Below are 21232 nucleotides of genomic sequence, written 5' to 3' on the forward strand. Positions count from 1 at the left end.
AGAACCTGCTATTTTCTTAGAGAATAGCAGGTTCTTTTTATGTTCGTTTAATGCCTGCAATATAAGCAGGACCTAGAAAAGTCATGCTAGCGAGTGTCAGGGCCATTTCTCGCGGTGACTGCTTCATATCTTGTTCTAACCAGTGCTGAATGACTCCAAGATGCGCTGACGTTACGTAAGACATTAAATATTCAAGTGGAACAAGCGGAGATATTTTATTATCAATGAGCTTTAATTTTTCTAGCATATTGGTTTTCATGACTTCTTTAATTTTAAGATAAAATCCAGGATTCCCTTTTGGACCAAGCATAACCTGCATAAAACGCGCATTTTCTTGAATATACTCAAAAAGTGCGATGATAAACGGTAAAGGCTGTTCTTGCAAATTAGCAGACACAATCTCATTGGGATTTGCTTTCTTGATAAATTCTTGTATCTCTTGAATAACTTCATTTTCGCTTTTTTCAAGTAAATCGTATTTGTCTTGGTAGTGTAAATAAAAGGTTCCACGATTAATATCCGCTTTTTTTGTCAGATCTCTGACCGTTACTCCTTCAAACCCTTTCTCTTCCATCAATTCTGTTAAAGCATCTCGAATGAATCTTTTCGTTCGAATAATTCGGCGATCTGTTTTTGAATTACCCACAGTTTTTAAACACCTACTTTTTTCTTTAATAATGAACAGTTATATGCTTTGTGTTAAGTAAGCAACATTCTTACGATTATTGCATATTGAGAATGCAGATGAATTTATTATAATTTACATAGTGATCACTAATCAACAGTATGTACATTATTTTTTTCTTTCGTCAAAGTCCATATCTTTAAAATGAAAAGGGGACGTTTATATGAAATTAGTTCACCAAAAATGTATATACTTTTCACCAATTATAGTGGTAGCAGTTATTTTCATTTTTATCCTAACGTTAATTCCTTCAGTAAACCAAGCACCTAAGAATTTGCCAATCGCATTCGTAAATGCCGACGAAGGAATGACAGTTCCAGCAAAGGGTAAGGTAAATATAGGAGATCAAATAAAACAAAATATGAAGAGTTCAAGCACTGAACAGTCTTCGGTTAAATGGATTTTTGTATCAACTACTAAAGAAGTTGAAAAAGGATTAAATAATCAAAAATACTATGGGGCGCTTATCATTCCAAAAGAGTTCACCAAAAAACAGGTGACTCTTCAGACGGCTCAGCCGAATGCACCCGCTATTAGATTATTAGTGAATCAAGGAATGAATACAGCTGCTTCAACAATAGCAAGTCAGGTGCTAAACGGAGCAGTTGATAAGATGAATGAAAATATGCGCTTGCAGATAGTAAAAAGATTTGAACAAAACGGAACGCAACTAAGTGCAAACCAAGCATTAGCACTCGCTGCACCGATTCAAAAAACAGTTATAAACGTAAACGAAACAGGGACTCATAGTGTCAACGGAAATGCCCCCGTTTCATTATTTCAGCCGCTGTGGATGGCGAGTATAGCAGGGGCAGCAGTTGTATTTCTCGCTATCAAAAAAATCACGTTTTCTTCTCGTAAAGAGAAAATCGTTAACCAAGTAGGGTTCGTAATCATCGGGGGTATACTTGCTTTAGCTGCAGGTTTCGGGCTAGCGTGGCTGGCTGAAGTGGTTGGAATTACTGTTCCTTCATTTTTAGATACAGCACTATTCTTAGCTATTGCTTATTTCAGTTTTTTCACTCTGATATCAGCCGTACTTTCATGGCTAGGACTAAAGGGACTTCCGATTTTCGTTATTATTCTATTTTTTGGCGCACCTTTGCTTTCAATGGCCCCAGAGATTATGCCTGATTTTTATAGAGAGTGGATTGATCCATGGCTACCAATGAGGTTTATGGTAGATGGCGTACGAGAACTATTTTTCTTTGGAGAACATCTGACATGGAATCATTCTGTATCTGCTCTAGCTCTTATCTCTTTAATAAGTTTATGTGCTGTGTTTGCTTCTGCTTTACCTGCATCTTCTGTAAAAAAAGAGAAGTCTCACTCAATATAAAAGATACTGTAACTGAATGAAAAGGAGAGATGATGATGAATCCACAAATCCTAATCGTTGGTGCCGGCCCTACTGGCCTCGTTATGGCCTACAATTTAGCCAGACATAACATTCCTTTTCGAATTATTGATAGAAGCGACGGGCCTGGGCAAGCCTCCCGGGCAATGGCTATTTTACCGCGAACCCTTGAATTTTATCAGCAGTTCGGTTTTGTAGATGAAGTCATAGACCACGGGATTAAGATGGAAGATGTATACGTCCGAGTAAAGAATAAAATAAAAGCAAAAGTTCATCTAGGATCTTTAGGAGAAGGATTAAGTCCTTTTCCTTTTGTTCTTACATTTCCACAGGACGACCACGAGCGGTTTCTACTTGAAAAATTAAAAAACCTTGGGATTGAAGTAGAATGGAAGACGGAGCTACTATCTCTAGCTGAACACGGAGAAAGGGTAAAAACTTTATTAAAAGCCCAGCAAGAGGAAACCGCTTATTTTAAGTATATTTGTGGATGTGACGGAGCACACAGTACAGTTCGGAAACAAATGAAGATAGAATTTAAAGGAGAAAAATATAAACAGCATTTTTATGTGATGGATGTTGAAGGCTCTGGTGAAATGATGAAGAATCAAAAAATCAGTATTTCATTTAGCAATGAAGAATTTTTGATCTGTATGCCTGTTAGAAGTAAAGGAACGTATCGAATGATCGGCATTATTCCTTCAGCTTTTGGGGATCAAAACGATGTAAAAGCTGAAAACATTCACGCTTTTCTTCAACAAACATTTGGTGCTCAGGTTGAGGGTATAAATTGGTTCTCGACATATCATATCCATCACAGAGTAGCAAGCCGTTTCCGACAGGGGCGTACTTTTCTAAGTGGAGATGCAGCCCATATTCATAGTCCTGCAGGCGGACAAGGAATGAACACAGGAATTGGAGATGCAATCAACCTTTCATGGAAATTAGCAGCTGTCCTTCAACACAAAGCGGCACTTTCCATATTAGATACATACGAAGAAGAAAGGCTGCCTTTTGCAGAGCTGCTTGTAAATACAACTGATCGCGCTTTTAAGCGAATGGTGGCACGAGATAAAACGAGTCAATTTTTTAGAAAGCATATCTTTCCGCCTGTACTATCCTTTTTATTTCGTTTCCCTTATCCCCGTCACAAAGCATTTACGATTTTATCTCAAATCCGCATTAAGTATCGAAATAGTAACCTAAGCAGCGGGCAAGGGACAAAGGTGCAAAGTGGTGATCGGTTACCTTATGTAGAAGGGAATTTTGAATATTTACAGTCATTAAACTGGCAAATACATGTCTATGGAACAGCAGCAGAGAAGCTAAAAAAGAGCATGCAAGAAAAAGGCTTCTCCTTGCACGAGTTTTCTTGGAACCCTTACTTGAAGAAAGCAGGGCTTCAAAAAGATGCTCTATACGTTATTAGACCGGACGGATACATTGGTTTTATTAGCAGCGAGCAGCGTATAGATCTGCTTCATCAATATTTGAATACGCATAAAATCCTTCCTTTTACAAATGAATATTAGATCTAAAAAAACGCCATCTTATATGGTGTTTTTATTTTTGTTTACAATTTCGAAACAACTTGGAGATGTTTTTGGGAAAGCTGTTTGATAAGATAGACGAATAGAAATATCAAATGAAAGTACGTGATACATTGAATAAAAGGATTTTAGTAGTTGATGATGAAAAAAGTATTGCTACAGCGGTATCCTATGCTTTCAAGCGCGAAGGATATATTGTAGACACAGCATCTGACGGTGAAGAAGCGCTTGAAAAAGTAAAAAGCTTTCGACCTGATGTGATGATATTAGATGTGATGATGCCCAAATTAACCGGCTATGAAGTATGCCGAAAACTTGAGAATCGAAGAGGAATGGGGATTATCTTGTTAACGGTTAAAAATGACATCGTCGATAAAGTTCTAGGTTTAGAGTTAGGCGCAGATGATTACATGACCAAGCCGTTTGATGTAAGAGAACTTGTAGCTAGAGCTAAAGCACTTGTTCGGCGAATGGAAAAAAATGAAGCTCCTGAAGCTGTGGGAGAAATCACGGTAGGAAAAGTGAAGGTGAACTTAATTCAGCGCACGTTACATGTTGCCAATGATTTAGTAAAGCTTACACCAAAGGAGTTTGATCTTATTGCTTTATTACTTGCCAATTTAGAGAGAGTGTACACACGAGAAGATTTACTAGATCTTGTCTGGGGAATGGATTATGCAGGCGGTACACGTACGGTAGACATTCACATGCAGCGCCTTCGAAAAAAAGTAGGAGAAGCAGAACTTTATTTGCTTCAAACGGTATATGGCGTTGGATATAAAGCGACAGCAGGGATCAATGAATGAAAATCAGCCTAAAAGCTAAAATGGGACTCGTTCTTGCTTTTTTAATTATTTTAACAGTAACCGTACTGAGCGTACTTGTGTTAAAAGGAATTGAGACAAATCAGCGTGATCAGCTAGAAAGTGAACTTATTCAAAAAAGCAAAGCAGCCGAGCAAACGATTCGTCAAAGTTATGTAACCGGTGACACGTCTCTGAATACAGATTCTTTTCTTCAGCAAAAAGGACAGCGTCTTGCCTCTTCGATTGCATCACAAAGCGGAATGCAAACAGTCCTATATAATCAAAAAGGACAGGAAGCAGGAAGCTCTATTCCCATCGGCCAAAAAGATGTGGATGTTTCTGACACGCTTAGCTATGCTTTGAAAGGAAAAATAGCTTATCAAATCTCGGGTTCTTCCCTTATTTACTTTGCACCTGTGTCAATCGATAATCAATTTATTGGAGCCATTCGTTTTGACCATTCCCTAAAAAATAATCAGCAGTTTATAGCTGACATTAGACACCTATTTCGTACTTGGGGAACGATTGCAGCAGCAGCAGCTTTTTTAATTGGCTACGCTTATTTTTACCGTATTGCTTCGCTTATTGCTAGCCTTCAAAAAACTTCACAGCAGATTCGAAAAGGTCGTTATTTAACCGACCTGCCGTTCAAACGGCGCGATGAACTCGGGGAGCTCAGTCAAGGCTTGTTTTTTATGAGTACGTCGATTGAAAAAAATATCGATCAAATGAATGAAGAAAAAAGAAAGCTTGAGTTCGCTATTTCGAAACTGCAGTCTCTTGAACAGCAGCAAAAGCAGTTTATCGGTAACATCAGCCACGAATTTAAGACGCCTTTAACATCGATCAAAGCTTATGTTGACTTACTTGATATGTATCGAGATGATCCTCAGCTTATGGAAGACGGCGTGCAAAATATTCGTAAAGAAACGAATCGCCTTCATGAAATGGTAGATAAAATCTTAAAACTTTCAGCGCTTGAGAAATATGATTTCGAGCAGCGGCCAGAGCAAGTTGAATTGAAGCGGCTTCTAGAAGACATATGCGATCGTATGAAAGGAAAAGCAGCTAAATTTGATTTGACTCTTCATACAAATATAAAAGAAGCAGTTGTTTGGGCTGATCGTGAAAGCTTAATACACATTTTTATCAATTTAATTGACAATGCTATTAAATATAATGAACCAGGCGGAAAAGTGGAAGTAACGTCTTATACTTTAGAGAATTCTATTATTGTAGATGTAGCTAACACCGGGATAGGGATTCCACCCGAAGCAGAAGAAAAATTATTTCAACCATTTTTCACGGTAAATAAAGATCGGTCGCGTTTATCCGGAGGTACAGGCCTTGGCTTAGCATTAGCCAAAGATTTAACTGAAAAGCAAAAAGGCGTTATCAAGCTGCATCATTCTGATTCTAAATGGACGATTTTCAAAGTGTCGTTTCCTTTGAAAACAGAGAAATGAGTTAGCTAAAAGGAGTGAACCGTTATTGAAACGGTATAGATTAATGATATGTATAGCAAGCACTTTTCTTATTTTAACATCATGCGGACAAGAAGAAAGCCATAGAGAAACCGTTGAAAAACCCGACAAGAAAATTACTGTATTGGACCAAGTAGATAAAGATGGAAAAATAGAAGTGAAAGACGTTCAGGATATTAACGGCGTAAGGGCGTTTCAATTTTCAAACGAAAACACAATGATTGTTAGTAAAGAAAATAAACAATTTCGTTCGCACGATTTCGGTCCCAAAGAGGTATATGCACAGAATCTAGCCACTTATAATCTAAAAAACAAGTCTACTTTTGTGTTGCATCCAAGCAATGAAATTCAACATGCGGCAAAGCTTTCTCCGAATGGTGAATATCTTTTTTATAAAGTAGCAAAAGGTGAAGATACATTTGGTTATATAATGAACCTTCAAACAAAAAAAACGGTTAAAATAAAGAATGTTCTTCTCTATCCATCAAGCGGAGAGTGGCTTAATAATTCAGAAGTAATGTTTATTACAATGGAAGGAAAGCTTTCTAAAGCAAATGTAAAAGGAGAAGTAGAACCTCTGTTGCACAGAGACGATCGAATCTTAGATGCAGTTAAAGGAATAGGTGGCATTTATTATATTGGTGTAAACAACCAGCTTTTTTTTCTTCATAACGAACAGACGGACCCTGAAAAAATCCGAGATAATGTGGTTTCTATTATCCCGTCTCCAAACGGAAAACAATTAGCGCTCGTTCAGCAAAAAGATGCCCAAACGAGAACGCTGTCTATTACAGATTTAAAAGGATCAGAGGCCTTTCAGCTTGCTCTGTCCACTCAAATTTTTGGTGTAAGCTGGTCTCCCGACGGTTCGAAATTAGCTTATAACTTTATTTCTGAAAAAGAGGGAGATAAAGGGATATTCATAGCAGATGGATTAACAGGAGATGTTACACACCTAAACGTAAATTTAGACTATGCCGCTGATCAGCTTGATTGGAGTCAATCAGGAAATAAACTAGTTGCATCGAGCTTTACGCAAAATCAAGTTCATACGTATATTATCTTTTTAAAATGAGGCTGAGACAAAAGTAGTTTCATTAAAGTGAAACACGAACTATCTATCAAAAATGGATAAATAGTTCGTGTTTTTTTTATAATCATGGTGAACGCAGGTGCTTCTAGCTGTTGGTTAGAGGGCAAGGCGAAGACTCCTGCGGGAACAGCGGAACAGATGAGACCCCGCAGGAGCGAAAGCGACGAGGAGGCTCATCGGCCGCCCGCGGAAAGCGAAGCCTTGCACGGAAAGCAACAGCGTTCGAGCAAGCAGTCCAGATCGTGTATCCAGATTGTTCGTCTGTGGGTTGGGTTCATTTCGTTATGTCTCAGCCTCATTTCTATTTTTTATACCTTAAATTTTTTTAAGAGTGTTTACAAGTTTGAAACAACTGAATAACAGAGAGAAACATTTATATTTTATCCTTTCTTTATAGGCTTTTGTAGCGCATCAAAAGCCGTTTGAAAGGAGTAAGACATCATGAAATACTTTTTATTTATTTGTTCTTTAGCTTTTACGCTGATGATAGCAGGGTGCGGAACAAGCAATTCTTCATCAAAGCCTGCCAGAGAATTCACAAAAAATGGACAGGCTCAAAAACTAGAAAGCTCATCAGCTTCTTCATCTTTAACGAAATCTAATGTAGACGAAACAGTGGTAATAGCCAATCCAGAATCGGTTGCGGCTTTAGTTAATAAAAAGCATCAGCTTCCTGAATCCTATCAGCCTTCTGATTTAGTCTATGCCGACGTTCCGTTTATCTTCAACGAAAAAATAGAAAAACGAATGCTTAGAAAGCCTGCGGCACAAGCGCTTGAAGAACTTTTCCGAGATGCTGAAAAAGAGGGAATCAGCTTACTTGGTGTATCTGGTTATCGATCTCACGAGCGTCAAAAAGAGCTTTTTGCATTTTATGCAAAGCGAGACGGTGAAGAACAAGCACGCACCTATAGCGCCTACCCTGGAACAAGTGAACATGAAACGGGACTAGCAATCGAGGTCACGGGAGGAAGTGGAATGTGTGCTGCAGCAGACTGCTTCGCTGATACACCAGAAGATCATTGGCTTTCAAAAAATGCCTATCAATACGGATTCATTATTCGATACCCTGAAGGTGAAGAGCAGGTTACCGGCTATAAATACGAACCATGGCACCTTAGATATGTAGGGAAAAAAGCAGCCGCATCCATTTTTAATCAATATGCAACGTTAGAAACCTATGCAAATAAGAAAAAAGTTTAATCAAAAGTTCTATAACTGGAGAACGAAGAAAAGAAAAATCAAAAGTCAGGTTTATCACTCTCACATATGATACAAACTGATACTATAACATGCTTGCTATAGAGGAAGGGTATCAATGTATAAAGATATTGCGATTGAACTGATATGTGGATTTTTAGCGCTATTTATTATGCTGAAGCTTTTAGGTAAGACACAGTTTGCTCAAATCACTCCGTTTGACTTTATTACAACGCTTGTCCTGGGAAATATTGTGGGGGATGCAGCTCTTGAAAAAGGAGTAGAGTTAACTGAAATTCTTTATAGCGTTTTGATTTGGGGGCTTCTGATCTACGCAGTGACAAAGCTATCTCAAACCTTTACAGGGTTTAGAGGAATTCTTGAAGGAAAGCCTTCAATGATTATTTATAAAGGGAAAATCCTTTATAAAGAGCTTAAGAAAAACAACTTGGACTTGAATCAGCTTCAGCATCTAATGAGACAGCAAGGGTATTTTTCACTGTATGAAGCAGAATACGTCATTTTAGAAACAAATGGAGAGGTGAGCGTCGCTCCTAAACACGAATTCGGCCCTCCAACGAAAAATGATTTAAACATCCCTTATTCTCAAACCAATTTACCTATTGCTTTAATCATGGATGGAAAAGTAGTGCCTGGTAATTTGAAAGAAGCAAACGTAGATGAAAAATGGTTAAAAAAACAGCTTGCAATCAAGAAAATTAAAAAATACAGCGAAGTTTTTTATGCTGAATGGCAGCAAGAGCGAGGACTGGAAATAACAAAATTCTAAAAACCCTTTCCTTAAAAGGAAAGGGTTTTTAGCTTTCTTTTAATAGCTTAGCAAAATCTTCAATCGTTGTAGAATACGTGACGTACAGACGAGGAATAAGATAGTTTTCATTCTTTTGTCCGCTTTCAGTAAAAAATTTTGGAATGGTTGAAAGACCAAATGTATAATTTTTTTTTGTTTCTTCCACTACGCGGCTATTGACCTTTCCATAGGGGTAAGCAACAGCAATAACGGGCTGGCTCGTAATGGCTTCAATTTTTCGTTTTGAATCAGCTAGCTCATAGGATAAATTTTTCGTCTTAGTTAAATCCGGATGAGTAGCGGTATGAGACTGAATAGAAAAAAATCCTGAATCAACAAATTTTTTTAAATCGGCTGGCGACAAACGGCTGGGACGGCCGATAAAATCTGAAATCACAAAAATTGTAGCCGCTGGATGAAATTGAGGGCTGGCTGCTCTTTGAAAAATAGGCAAGATAGTAAGATTATTTTTATATCCATCGTCAAATGTAATAACTATAGGTTTTTTCACACGCTTTAGTTCCTGCCATTTTTCAAATGTTAGCGGCGTATATCCTTGCTTTTTAAGATAAAGAAGTTGTTTCTCAAAATTTTCAGGCGTCACATACAGTTCTTTTTCCCCATGGCCTGTGTAGGCATCAATAGAATGGTAAATCAGGACAGGCACTTTCACTTGGCTAAAAGCGGGGGAAGGGAAAATAACAGTTAGCACTAAGATAACAAAAACCGAAATTTTTCTCATAACAATCCTTTCTGTTGCACAGTGGTGACGAGACTGTTTTAGTATGTCAAAAGAAAAGGAATGTATAAGCCAAGCTTTCTTTTTTACAAATATAAGCCTTCTTTTTTAAATATTTTATGCAGAACCAAGTGCTCAGCAGAGTTCACAACTGCAAACTGTTTTTTAGAAAGAGAATGGGGAGAAAAACGCATTAACTTAGTAAAGTCTGATGGCAGCGTAGTATATAAAATATCAGTAGAGAGTATAGGGGCAGACAAAGGTGTTTTCGAGCCGATGTGAAAACCCCAATCTCCAAAAGAAGGAATAATGGTGTGGTAGCTCAACGTATAAAACTGAGAAGCTTTCATCGTCTTATTAATGCTCCAAAAAACGATAGGTGTGTCTCTAGGAGAATTTGACTGACATACGACCAAGCCGCTGCGCGATAGTGAACGTTGGAGAAGTGCGTAAAATTCTTTTGTATAAAGAGCACTTATTTTTTTGTTGGTAGGATCAGGAAAGTCAATAATGATGATGTCATAACACGCTGTATTCAAAGAGAGGTAGTCAACAGCATCTTGAATATGAACGGTGACACGAGAATCTTCAAATGAGCGTTGATTTAACTTCTTTAATTCTTCTACATTCATCGCAGCATTTACAACGTCAGCATCTATTTCCACAAGGTCTATTTCTTTAACTTCTTTATATTTAAGGACTTCTCGTAAAGCTAAACCATCTCCACCGCCTAGAATAAGAATGCGGTGAGGACGTAAGGAAGCTGCAAAGATAGGGTGTACAAGAGCTTCATGGTACGCATGTTCATCCAATGAACTAAATTGCAGCTGTTCATCCAAATACATTCGAATATCAGATGCTTTAATCAGCTGAATATCTTGAATACGGTTTTTTTGATGAAACAAAATGTCATGCTGGCCTGATAAGAGTTGCTTTAGACTAACGTGATCTGAGTCATCTCCACGATTGAGAAGACGAGTGCTTTCAGCATGCCGACGATTTTTTGTTGGAGTTTCGGCGTGTTGAATTCCGCGAGAAATCGAATACACAACAGCTTTTTTTGAAGCTAATTGCTTGAGTAACGCATAACCAATTTCAATTATTTCTTTGTCTCCGCACGTATAAAAATCTAATGAAGCGTAGTTTTCCTCCGGCCACGTATGAATAGACAAGTGAGAGGTAGCTAATACGAGAATGCCTGTAATGCCTTGGGGCGTAAACTGGTGAAAATAACAGTGCAAAACTTCCATCTCTGCATCTAGTGCAGCTTCAACAAGAATTCTTCTTAAAAGTGAGGGGTCGTTTAATATCACTTCATCGCATTCGAACGCATCCATTAGCAAGTGTTTGCCTTTAATATCCACTACTTCAGCCTCCTTTTTGAGCATTATTTTCACTATCTTATGAAACTTTTTAGAAAAAGGAAACGTAAGCACGTTATTTTATGGATATTTTCGGGAAATAACTAGTTATCTTCTCGTAGAAAAGAAGCTGGGACAGACGTATTTTCGTTGAAGGAAGATCCAAACAATCAATCGAGATTCTTAACGGAGAATTCAACTCGTTCGGATTTTTTCATTATGATGGTGAACGTAGATTTACCGTATGTAATAGCTGTTAATTGGAGGGCAAGGCGAAGACTCCTGCGGGCAAAGCGGAACAGGTGAGACCCCTCAGGAGCGTAAGCAACAAGGAGGCTCATCGGCCGCCCGCGGAAAACGAAGTCTTGCGCGGAAATTGACAGCACTAGCTCACTTACCCAATTTGTTCGTCTTTACATTGGATTAATTTCGTTATGTCTCAACCTTTCTACTCTTTATCAGTATTAAACCAGCCTTTTCGCTTGAACCATAGAATTAATCCAAGCGTTATCAGTCCCATGAAGCCAAGCACAAAGAAATAGCCATAGTGCCACTTTAGCTCAGGCATATTTTCAAAATTCATTCCGTATACGCCAACGATAAAGGTAAGGGGAATAAAGATAGATGAAATAACAGTCAGTGTCATCATGATTGAATTCATCCGGTTTGAATTAAGAGAAAGATAATTATCGCGCATATCAGACGTCATTTCCCGATTTGATTCAATCATATCGGCTAATTTTAATAAGTGGTCATAGACATCTTTAAAATACCTTTTTTGTTCAGGATGAACATCTAAGCGTTCAGAATTTATAACACGGTACAATAAATCGCGCATAGGCAAAATGGTTCTTCTGATTTTCAGCAAATCACTTCGAAGTTTGAATACATCTTCCATTAAAACAGAGATGGATTTTTTTGCATCTATGTTTTCTATATCATTCAGCTCATCTTCAATCTGATATACAGTGGGGAAATATTCATCTACCACTTTATCCATCACAGAATACGCAAGATAGCTTATCCCTTTTTCTTGAATCGAAGGTGTATGAAGCAGCTTTTCCCATACTTTATCAATTGCAGCTGACGGGTGAAAATGAAAAGTAACCATATAATTTTCGCCGATAAAAAGGTCAACTTCCTCAGCTTCTAACGTTTGACGATTTAACGAATGAAGGACAAAAAAACTGTATCCTTCATAATAATCGAGTTTTGGACGCTGCAGAAAATGAAAGCAATCTTCAATCGCTAACGGATGAAAGTGAAAGGATGATTGAAGCAGCAGCGCTTCTTCTTCAGAAGGGCAGTTAAAGTCAATCCAATAGTACTGAATAGAGGGGTCGTGAATCTGATCTAATTGTATATGTTTCACAAGTTTGTCATCGTTCTTAAGAGCTAACGTTCGTATCATTTAAAAACTCCTTTGTGTTTTTATAGCTATTTTCAATGTAGCATAAAATCATAAACTATACGTATTTTAAAAAATAATTTTCTTTCTTCTCTTTTTATAAAACTAGTAAGGGTGAAAAAGTTAAATTATAATGATAGTAGTAGCTCGTATGGAAAGGGGAATCGTTTTGAATAAAAATGAAGCACTTCGAATGTTTTTTTTAAAACATGCAGATCAACTGACGGAAGAATGGTATGAAAGCCTTGAAGACAATGACCCAGAATCGGTTTATGCATCTACTCATCCGGAAGTCATTTCAGTATTAAAAGATCAAAATAATGAATTTCATTTATACATAGCCGATGTATTTATAAAAAATGAAAAAGAATTTTTTGATTCATTTGAAACGTGGATTTTAAAGATTGCGGAAGACGGAGAGCATGTAAGAACGCCTATTCATTATATTATTCGAGAATTTTTCCGAGTTAGAAAACAGTATTTAACGTATTTAAATCAATTTGTAGAAGAGTGCGAGCAAGATATTACGCAAGAAGAACTAGATGAATGGAACGAATTGATTGTACGCGTGTTTGATATCACCGTTTATAAATTTGTAGAAGAGCACCATCAGCATTCAAAGCGGTTGCTTGAAGCACACAAAGAACTGATTAATGAGCTGAGTTCGCCAGTTATTCCACTAAGCGATCATATTGCGATTCTTCCGCTTGTTGGGGACATCGACACAGCAAGAGCGCGCCGAATTTTAGAAAATACGTTAACTCGCTGCGCTGAACAGCAAGTGAATCACCTTTATATTGATATTTCAGGAGTAGTTATTGTTGATACGATGGTTGCTCATCAGATTTTCCAGCTGATTGATGCATTAAAATTAATAGGTGTAGAATCAACTATCTCTGGGGTACGTCCTGAAATCGCAATTACCGCTTCTCATTTAGGTTTATCGTTTGAAAATATATCAACAAAATCAACCCTTGCTAACGCGATGGCTTCACGTATGAGGAAATAGAGCAAACGAGAATTACTTTTAATTCTTGTTTTTTTATCCTAATTCATACTTGACATATAGGTTAAAGAGGTATTATGATTTTACTAATTTAATAAATAAAAAGAGTAGTATTACATACGCTAATATAAAAATGCATCTCTGTAATTAGCGGACAAGAATTGAACAAACAACATGAAAACGCTTTATATAGAATACGAGAATATTTAGGAGGAAATAGAAATGAACATCTTATGGTTTTTCCCTACAGCAGGCGACGGACATTATCTAGGCACAACCGAAGGAAGCAGAACAAGCGACATTCACTACTTAAAGCAAATCGCACATGGACTGGATTATCTAGGATATGACGGCGCTTTGTTGCCTACTGGTTCAAATTGTGAAGATTCATGGGTGATTGCGTCGGCACTTGCTTCCGTTACGAATCGACTGAAGTTTTTAATTGCACTTCGCCCGGGTGTAATGTCTCCAACACTTTCAGCACGGATGGCTTCGACATTCGATCAAATGTCAAACGGCCGACTTATGTTAAATATTGTGACGGGAGGAGATCCCGTGGAGCAAGCAACGTACGGTAACTATTTAAGCCACGATAAACGCTATGAGTTAACAGATGAATTTTTAACGATTTGGCGAGATGTAATGGAAGGAAAAAAAGTCGACTACAAAGGAGAACATGCTGATGTAACAGGCGCGTACATTCCATCGCCTCCTGTCCAAAAACCGTATCCTCCGCTGTACTTTGGCGGGTCTTCTCCAGCAGGAAAAGAAGTAGGAGCAAAGCATGCAGATGTATATTTGTTATGGGGGGAACCGCCCGCAGTGATTAAAACAAAAATTGATGAGATGAAAGAAAAAGCTGCAAACGAAGGTAGGGACATTCGCTTTGGTATTCGCCTGCACGTTATTGTAAGAGAATCGGAAGACGAAGCGTGGGAATCTGCAGATAAATTAATTAAACATGTTGATGATGATACGATCAAAGCGTTTCAAGATAAGTTTGCGTCATTTGACTCCATTGCCCAAAAAACACAGTCAAGTTTGCACAGCGGCACAAAAGATCGAGGGGCACTGGAGATTGCTCCGAATCTATGGGCGGGAATTGGCTTAGCACGAGAAGGTGCTGGAACTGCTCTTGTTGGAAGTCCTGAAATTGTAGCGGATCGTTTAAAAGAGTACAAAGAGCTAGGAATAGATACATTTATTTTATCAGGCTACCCGCATCTAGAAGAAGCATATACGTTTGCTGAGCTAGTATTTCCACATATTCAAAAAGAACGAAGCAAGAGATAATTCTTGCTTCGTTCTTTTTGAATCGTAAAAAAATAAATACCCCAGTTGACTTATAGGAATTATAGGTGTATTATAAAGATAGTTCATTTAGTCAGAAAATTTGTGATAAAGGGTGAAGAAAATGGAACGTTATGACGTAATTCAAGGCGCAGAATCTTTTTATTATAAAGGCAACGACATTGGTATACTTGTTTCTCATGGATTTATGGGGACTCCTCAAAGTATGGAATATATCGGAAAAGAATTAGCTGAAAAAGGTTTTACTGTGTACGGTTTGCGACTAACGGGACATGGTACTCACTACTATGATATTGAACAAACAACGTACCAGGAATGGAAGCAAGACTTTTTAAATGGGTATCAGCGTTTGAAGCAAGAATGCCGTCATGTATTTATCTTAGGTCAGTCCATGGGAGGCACTCTTACCTTTCATACAGCGAGTCAAGGACTAGATCTTGACGGAGTTATTGCAATCAATCCGGCTATGACGTCCATTCCTTCAATGGAGCCTTATCGTTCTCGTCATACGCCTCGTTATTTAAAAGAAGAGCATCCTGATATTAAAGATCCAAACGTACATGAAATTACGTATGATAAAGTACCAGTGCGTTCTATGCGTGAGCTGCTTTCTTTAATGGATGAAACGAAAGAACGCTTATCTTATGTAACGTGCCCGGCTTTAGTACTAACATCAACAGTTGATAACGTAGTACCGCCTGAGAATTCAGCTTATATCTTAAACCATATTCAATCAGCAGAAAAAAGACAGCACATGCTTCCAAACTCTTACCATGTTGCGTCGATGGATTTTGATAAAGACACAATTGTTGCACAAACAGCACAGTTTGTACAAGCAACAGTTGCCAAAAAAAAAGTGCATGAGCGAATTTTTTAATTTTTAAATTCGCTCCGTTTCTTTTTTACTTCAAGTAAGATAAAATGAATCTTGAATGAAAACAAAGGAGTGTACATACATGATTCATTTAGAATGGAACGATCGTCCAACAATTAAACAAGTAAAATGCATACATACAGATGCAAAAAAATTCGTGGTTGAAAATGTCTTAACAGCAGGAAAAACATATGATGTGAAAAACGAAACAGAAGAGTTTTATTTTGTTGTTGATAACACTGGCCAAGTCGGCGGCTTTTATAAAGAATACTTTGAAGGCTAAACAAAAAATCATCGTCTTGGCGATGATTTTTTTATTGCAATAATTACCTGGAGCTTCTCTTAATGAAAACGAATGAACATACTTTTAAAGAGAAATTCCATATATCTAATCATTTCGAAAAAAAGCTTTACGATAAAAATAAGATGTAAGACCTAAATTCCTCCGTTTCTTGTTCTGATTAAAAGGGTAACTGACTATAAATACCCATGACAACAATTATTTGACAATGTAAAATGAAAGCGACGCTTAACAGAAAAAGGAAAAGAGCGGGTCATACGATGAAAAAGCGTAATACAGCAGCTTTTACATTTTTAGCATGGACAGCTTTTATTACAGCACTATTAGCTATGTTTATAGGAATTTATACCTTAGATGCATCATTACCGGTAAAAGGTTATTATGCCGTTGGAACATTATACTTAACGATGTCTGCTTTTGCGCTCCAAAAAACCATTCGTGATAACGAAGAAGATACGGCGCACGAACGCAAATATGACAAAGCAGAAGAAGAATTGTAGAGCTAAAAAAGAGCATTTTTCTAGCTCCTTGAAAAACATCCCCATTTTTGGGAGATGTTTTTTATATAAAAAAACAGGGAACTTGTCACTCCATGTCGTATTAATAAAGAAGGAGGCGATTGAATTGACACAACTAATGATTAATAACGTAAATTTTCACGTTGATATGTTTGAAGAAAAAATGATTACTGATGCGAATACAGGTGAAGAGTTGAAAAGGCTAAACTTTTCTTTTTCGGTTGTAGGCAAAGCAGCTTATGATAAATATGATGCATTTTTTGAGGATCCGTATTTTGAAGTAACAAATATGGAGACAAAAGAAACGCTAACACTAAAAAACATTTCGCACAGCACATTTTATCAGTCACCTGAAATTACAGATCATACAAATATTGTTTTCAGGGTGAAGCTGCAGCAAGAACCTGTTAAAGCAAAAGAACAAGTGAAAAATGAACAGCCAACAGAGAGCACGGTAAACGAAATGCTTTCATCTAGAATAAAGTTTAAGGCTCTTGTCGAATTACTTGAAGAAAAAGGACTTCTAACAGAGAAGGAATTGTATACTAAAATTGAAGAAGTAGCAGAACGAGATTTTGATATTCTAAGAGATGAATTAAGTCATTCTAAAAAAGAGGTAAAAGCGTAAAAATACCCCATTCTGCAGGGGGATTTTTTATTTATATCCATTAATTTATAACCCTTTTGATAAATCGTTCATATATTACATCACGATGAAAATAAAAAGGGTGAGGATAATGCCGATTGTTATTAATCATGTAGTGATTCCAAACGTTACAGGAGGAGTCGTTACGTTTGGCGACACGTACTATGTTTCTCCAAAAAGTAACAGTAAAACTGCACAAGGTTCGGGCTCTTCAAATACAGGAATTTGTGTAAATACAAATTCGGGACTTTCTAATACAAATACGCTCGATCCGGATGGTTCTGACCAAACCGGCTTTGGAAACGGCTAAGGAAAGAGATATTTTACTCTTCTTTCTACACGCCTTTTCAGTATTCGTTTTATCCGCATTTTATGCCTTCATTTGCACGTCCAATTGGATTTGTCGTGTCACCTGATGGAGCAATGGACAACTGGTGGGGGAAAAACCCATATTGGTGGGGAAAAATTACGCCTTCAGCGGGCGTTTTTCCTCCCGTTACCCAGTACTATACGGGTAATTTAGTTCCTTATAGTTTAAGGAGCTATTATTAATATAAAAAAGAAGTTCAGATTAAGCTACCTTGTTGGCGTCTATTTCCTGAAAATAGGCGTTTTTTTCCGTTTTACTTGATTCAAAGTTATTTTTGCTGAATAATAAGGAAAAGAGAATTTTTAGAAGTAAGCTGTACGTAAGGAGATGTTCAATCATGACAGATAAATGGAGAGTTCATAAGATAAAAAGTGATTGTGAACCTTGGCTGTTTTTAGAAGGCTGGGAAAAAGATATTATTGAAACCATTGAATTTGAAAAAAAAGAAGAAGCGCTTCGCTACTACGCGATGATGATTTATGAATTTCATCAAAAATACGAGAGCGTGCGAAGTGATGAACTAGCGCTTTTTAGCTTTTGGAACGAAGGCGAAAAGGAATTTTGCGAGGCCTGTGATGATGATCTTCAAATCTTCCACGGTGTTTTATTCGCTAAAAACGATGAAGTCTATTCATTAGAAGAAGATGAAGAAGGATTAAAAATGCTTCGTACTAAATAAAAACGTCCTGCGGGGCGTTTTTTTTATATAAAAAATGAACGATTTCAATCGCTAAAGCGTCATATAAGTGATGAAACAAAAAGGAGGGGTGACCGCTTTGGAACAAGATGATTTCATCCTTGTCCAAAAAGCATTACAAGGTGATGATGATGCCTTTTCATTATTATTTCAGCGCTATCATTCATTTTTATATAAATACCTTTTAAAGCTGACATTAGATGAGGACTTATGCAGTGAATTGTGTCAGGAAGCAATGATGAAGTGTTACGTGAATCTTTCTTCATACAAAAATGAAGCAAAGTTTTCGACTTGGATGATATCCATTGCTTCAAGACTGTACATGGATTATTTGCGTAAGCAAAAACGTGAAAAAAGCAGTCTCCAGCGAATAAAGCAGTCTTTATCGCACCAGCTTCAGTGGAAAGCTAAATACAAAGGAGTGGAATGGAGCGAGATGTTTTCCGATTTTAATGAACTCGATTCGCGCTTTCGAATTCCTGTCTTGCTTCGACATTATTACGGATATACATACGATGAGATTGCCCATATGCTGAATATGCGAGCAGGAACGGTCAAATCAAGAGTAAATAAAGGAGTAAACATACTGAGAAAGGAGTGGAAAGAATGAGAGAAGAAAATGACAATCAGTCCTTACATTCTTTAAAAAAAGATTGGGAGCAGCTAGAGAGTTTAGCAAGTCATGAACGTATTTCTCTTCATGCAATTCAAGAACAGCTTCTCATTCAAAAACAAAAGCAGAAAAAAGCTTTCCGGAAAGAATTATGCTTATTTACATTAACAGCACTTGTTATTTTAACGGTAATGGCAACTGCTATTTTACAAATACCTGCCTTATTTATCGCCATTGAAGTAATTGGGATCATTGTTGCTCCTATTTCTTTTATCGTTTTTCACTATAAACGAAAAAAGGAGATGTTTTTATAATGAATGAAAAATGGATTCTTGTGCTGTTTATTTCACCATTTCTCCTTCTTCAAAGCTTTCTACTTTTTATCAATGCAAAAAAACGCGGCGCTCATCCATGGTTTTGGGGAATATGGGGACTGATTCAAATTCCAATGCCAACGCTGTTTTATTGGTTTTTTATTATTTGGCTTCCAGCACGAAGAAAAAGGGGGATGTAAATGAAGGACATTAATTGGTTGTTAATTGCTCCAATTCTATTCTTACAATTGCTTTTAATGATTCCAGCATTGATAAGCTGCATAAAGCAAGAAGAGACAAACGGGCCAAAATGGTTATGGGGACTCATCATTTTATGTGTAAGTACAGTTGGCCCCGTTTTATATTTTGTTTTAGGACGTAAAAAACAGTGAGGTGGAGCTAAGATGTTTATGCAAGTAGAAAGACTGACAAAAGCGTATCGTAATATAACTGTTGTGAATAACCTTTCATTTAATCTCGACAAAGGAAAATGTGCAGCGTTGTTAGGCCCTAATGGTGCAGGTAAGACGACTACTTTGCATATGATTGCAGGTCTTACTGCACCTAATAAAGGGAAAACTTCTTTTGAAGATAAACAACATCAAGACGTACGATCATTTATTGGCTTTCTGCCACAGCATCCTACGTTTTTTAATTGGATGACGCCTCAGCAGTATTTAACTTTTTTAGGTCTTTTATCTAACATTTCAAAAAATGTGCTTTCCCAACGAATAGATGAAGTACTTGAAACTGTAGGTTTAAAAGGAAAGGAAAAGCAGAAAATTGCTGGCTTTTCTGGAGGAATGAAACAACGTTTGGGCTTGGCGCAAGCCTTGTTACATAAACCTGAACTGCTAATTCTAGATGAACCGGTTTCGGCTTTGGATCCTGAAGGCAGAAAAGATGTCCTAATGATTATCGAAACATTAAAAAAAGATACGACCATCCTTTTTTCAACTCACATTTTGCATGATGCAGAACAAATATGCGATAACATTATCATGATTAAAAACGGACGTATGAAATGGAATGGAACAAAGAGTTCGCTGCGCCAAGAGTTTACGGCTCCTGCTTTTACGATTGAAACAGAAGAAAGGCTCCCTGCATCACTTAGCAGTCTGCCAAGTGAACAGGTGCTGTTTCATTCTCCTTATAAAGCCACTGTAGGTGTAAAAGATACATCTCAGCAGCAGCAACTGCTTCAACTGCTTGTTGATCAACAAGCAAACCTTGTTTTATTTGAACGAAAACAGCATTCTCTCGAAGATGTGTACCTAGAGGTGATGAACAAATGAACACATTTGGAGTCTTATTTAAAAAGGAACTGCATGAATTATTTGCGAACGGCAAAGGAATTTGGCTGCCAATTTCTCTAATTTTACTAGGCATCACACAGCCTTTAACGAATTATTATATGCCACAAATCATTAACATGGCAGGGAATTTACCAAAAGGAGCAATTATTCAACTTCCTACGCCCACCGGTCAAGAAGTAATGCAAGGTGTCCTTTCACAATATAGCACAATAGGAACCTTACTGATTGTACTAGCAAGCATGAATATGATTTCAAATGAACGACAAAGTCATGCTGCTGTACTTGTTATGATGAGACCGGTGAGCGTCATTCAATACATTATGAGTAAATGGGCTGCGCAAATCGTACTGGTCATTGGCTCAACGTTTATAAGCTATATAGCAGCATGGTATTATACAAATCTTTTATTTTCATATGTGGATTGGACTCATATGCTAGTTAGCTTTCTTTTATACAGCCTGTGGCTGATTTTTATCTTGTCCGTTTTAGTGGCAGCTGGAACATTTCTTTTACAAAGCGGAGGGATTGCTGGAGTAAGCATTTTGATCATTGCGTTACTTTCATTTTTGAGTACTTTGTTTACGAATCAATTAAAGTGGAGTCCTGCAGCGCTGTCACAATACGCCGCTCGCCTGCTTGAACAATTGCACTGGTCACAAAGTGTCACCTATACCGTAGTTGTTACGTTAATGAGCAGCTTTTTTCTTTTAATGGCTGCTGTTCGTAGATACAAAAAAGTGGAATATGTATAAAAAGACTTCTTTAACGAAGT

26 protein-coding genes are annotated in these 21232 nt (G+C 37.4%); 22 read left to right on the forward strand and 4 right to left on the reverse strand.

Annotated features, from left to right (window positions below):
* Positions 1 to 37 precede the first annotated feature (37 nt).
* Entirely contained in the window at positions 38 to 646 is a 609-nt protein-coding gene (locus tag LAV82_RS15310; protein ID WP_013057592.1) for a TetR/AcrR family transcriptional regulator, read from the reverse strand.
* Between the two features lie 202 nt (positions 647 to 848).
* Between LAV82_RS15310 and LAV82_RS15315 the strand changes: the two genes are divergently transcribed.
* The 8 genes from LAV82_RS15315 to LAV82_RS15350 all read left to right on the forward strand — a co-directional run bounded on the left by LAV82_RS15315 (position 849) and on the right by LAV82_RS15350 (position 8965).
* Positions 849 to 2024, forward strand: coding sequence for a YhgE/Pip domain-containing protein (locus LAV82_RS15315; RefSeq protein ID WP_499716375.1), 1176 nt, complete (start codon positions 849 to 851; stop codon positions 2022 to 2024).
* A gap of 35 nt (positions 2025 to 2059) precedes the next feature.
* Positions 2060 to 3574: an FAD-dependent monooxygenase gene (locus tag LAV82_RS15320; RefSeq protein ID WP_499716376.1), complete on the forward strand. Its 1515-nt coding sequence runs from the start codon at positions 2060 to 2062 to the stop codon at positions 3572 to 3574.
* Positions 3575 to 3705: 131 nt separating this feature from the next.
* Positions 3706 to 4398, forward strand: a complete 693-nt coding sequence (locus tag LAV82_RS15325; protein WP_211078011.1) for a response regulator transcription factor — start codon at positions 3706 to 3708, stop codon at positions 4396 to 4398.
* On the forward strand, positions 4395 to 5864 hold the full coding sequence (locus LAV82_RS15330; RefSeq protein WP_013057588.1) for a sensor histidine kinase: 1470 nt from the start codon (positions 4395 to 4397) through the stop codon (positions 5862 to 5864). Before LAV82_RS15325 ends, LAV82_RS15330 begins: the two co-directional genes overlap by 4 nt.
* 25 nt (positions 5865 to 5889) lie before the next feature.
* Positions 5890 to 6957 (forward strand): TolB family protein, encoded by a 1068-nt coding sequence (locus LAV82_RS15335; RefSeq protein ID WP_499716378.1) that lies wholly within the window; start codon positions 5890 to 5892, stop codon positions 6955 to 6957.
* A 110-nt stretch (positions 6958 to 7067) separates the two neighbouring features.
* Positions 7068 to 7304, forward strand: a complete 237-nt coding sequence (locus LAV82_RS15340) for a hypothetical protein (RefSeq protein ID WP_499716380.1) — start codon at positions 7068 to 7070, stop codon at positions 7302 to 7304.
* A 112-nt stretch (positions 7305 to 7416) separates the two neighbouring features.
* On the forward strand, positions 7417 to 8178 hold the full coding sequence (locus tag LAV82_RS15345) for a M15 family metallopeptidase (protein WP_499716382.1): 762 nt from the start codon (positions 7417 to 7419) through the stop codon (positions 8176 to 8178).
* A gap of 115 nt (positions 8179 to 8293) precedes the next feature.
* Positions 8294 to 8965 carry a DUF421 domain-containing protein gene (locus tag LAV82_RS15350; RefSeq protein WP_013057585.1) on the forward strand — a complete coding sequence of 224 codons (672 nt, stop codon included), beginning with the start codon at positions 8294 to 8296 and terminating at the stop codon, positions 8963 to 8965.
* Between the two features lie 28 nt (positions 8966 to 8993).
* On the opposite strand, the gene LAV82_RS15355 is transcribed toward LAV82_RS15350, so the two are convergent.
* The 3 genes from LAV82_RS15355 to corA form a co-directional block, all read right to left on the reverse strand.
* Positions 8994 to 9728, reverse strand: a complete 735-nt coding sequence (locus tag LAV82_RS15355) for a polysaccharide deacetylase family protein (RefSeq protein WP_499716383.1) — start codon at positions 9726 to 9728, stop codon at positions 8994 to 8996.
* 83 nt (positions 9729 to 9811) lie between these two features.
* On the reverse strand, positions 9812 to 11089 hold the full coding sequence (locus tag LAV82_RS15360; RefSeq protein WP_211077982.1) for a polyamine aminopropyltransferase: 1278 nt from the start codon (positions 11087 to 11089) through the stop codon (positions 9812 to 9814).
* A 445-nt stretch (positions 11090 to 11534) separates the two neighbouring features.
* A complete protein-coding gene (gene corA, locus LAV82_RS15365; RefSeq protein ID WP_013057582.1) occupies positions 11535 to 12497 on the reverse strand; it encodes a magnesium/cobalt transporter CorA in 963 nt (320 codons plus the stop codon).
* A gap of 130 nt (positions 12498 to 12627) precedes the next feature.
* Between corA and LAV82_RS15370 the strand changes: the two genes are divergently transcribed.
* From LAV82_RS15370 to LAV82_RS15435, 14 genes are all read left to right on the forward strand, one after another.
* Positions 12628 to 13503, forward strand: coding sequence for an STAS domain-containing protein (locus tag LAV82_RS15370; protein WP_372585233.1), 876 nt, complete (start codon positions 12628 to 12630; stop codon positions 13501 to 13503).
* 219 nt (positions 13504 to 13722) lie between these two features.
* Positions 13723 to 14793, forward strand: coding sequence for an FMNH2-dependent alkanesulfonate monooxygenase (ssuD, locus tag LAV82_RS15375; protein WP_211077985.1), 1071 nt, complete (start codon positions 13723 to 13725; stop codon positions 14791 to 14793).
* A 121-nt stretch (positions 14794 to 14914) separates the two neighbouring features.
* A complete protein-coding gene (locus LAV82_RS15380) occupies positions 14915 to 15688 on the forward strand; it encodes an alpha/beta hydrolase (RefSeq protein WP_499716386.1) in 774 nt (257 codons plus the stop codon).
* Positions 15689 to 15767: 79 nt separating this feature from the next.
* Positions 15768 to 15968, forward strand: coding sequence for a DUF6501 family protein (locus LAV82_RS15385; protein ID WP_013057578.1), 201 nt, complete (start codon positions 15768 to 15770; stop codon positions 15966 to 15968).
* A gap of 278 nt (positions 15969 to 16246) precedes the next feature.
* Positions 16247 to 16486, forward strand: a complete 240-nt coding sequence (locus LAV82_RS15390) for a YiaA/YiaB family inner membrane protein (RefSeq protein ID WP_499716388.1) — start codon at positions 16247 to 16249, stop codon at positions 16484 to 16486.
* A gap of 124 nt (positions 16487 to 16610) precedes the next feature.
* Positions 16611 to 17132 carry a hypothetical protein gene (locus LAV82_RS15395; protein WP_499716389.1) on the forward strand — a complete coding sequence of 174 codons (522 nt, stop codon included), beginning with the start codon at positions 16611 to 16613 and terminating at the stop codon, positions 17130 to 17132.
* A gap of 109 nt (positions 17133 to 17241) precedes the next feature.
* Positions 17242 to 17460, forward strand: a complete 219-nt coding sequence (locus LAV82_RS15400; protein WP_013057575.1) for a spore germination protein — start codon at positions 17242 to 17244, stop codon at positions 17458 to 17460.
* A 397-nt stretch (positions 17461 to 17857) separates the two neighbouring features.
* Positions 17858 to 18199: a DUF1033 family protein gene (locus LAV82_RS15405; protein ID WP_211077989.1), complete on the forward strand. Its 342-nt coding sequence runs from the start codon at positions 17858 to 17860 to the stop codon at positions 18197 to 18199.
* A gap of 70 nt (positions 18200 to 18269) precedes the next feature.
* A complete protein-coding gene (gene sigY, locus LAV82_RS15410) occupies positions 18270 to 18827 on the forward strand; it encodes an RNA polymerase sigma factor SigY (RefSeq protein WP_223260193.1) in 558 nt (185 codons plus the stop codon).
* Entirely contained in the window at positions 18824 to 19144 is a 321-nt protein-coding gene (locus LAV82_RS15415) for a YxlC family protein (protein WP_013057571.1), read from the forward strand. Before sigY ends, LAV82_RS15415 begins: the two co-directional genes overlap by 4 nt.
* Positions 19144 to 19344, forward strand: a complete 201-nt coding sequence (locus LAV82_RS15420) for a hypothetical protein (protein ID WP_013057570.1) — start codon at positions 19144 to 19146, stop codon at positions 19342 to 19344. Before LAV82_RS15415 ends, LAV82_RS15420 begins: the two co-directional genes overlap by 1 nt.
* Positions 19345 to 19536: a PLD nuclease N-terminal domain-containing protein gene (locus LAV82_RS15425; protein WP_013057569.1), complete on the forward strand. Its 192-nt coding sequence runs from the start codon at positions 19345 to 19347 to the stop codon at positions 19534 to 19536.
* A gap of 12 nt (positions 19537 to 19548) precedes the next feature.
* Entirely contained in the window at positions 19549 to 20439 is an 891-nt protein-coding gene (locus LAV82_RS15430) for an ABC transporter ATP-binding protein (RefSeq protein ID WP_211077991.1), read from the forward strand.
* Positions 20436 to 21212 carry an ABC transporter permease gene (locus LAV82_RS15435; protein WP_211077992.1) on the forward strand — a complete coding sequence of 259 codons (777 nt, stop codon included), beginning with the start codon at positions 20436 to 20438 and terminating at the stop codon, positions 21210 to 21212. The genes LAV82_RS15430 and LAV82_RS15435 overlap by 4 nt, the downstream gene beginning before the upstream one ends.
* The last annotated feature ends 20 nt before the right edge of the window (positions 21213 to 21232 follow it).

Source organism: Bacillus sp. ILBB4 (genome assembly GCF_035064545.1).
In the GTDB taxonomy this organism is placed as follows: Bacteria; Bacillota; Bacilli; order Bacillales; family Bacillaceae_H; genus Priestia.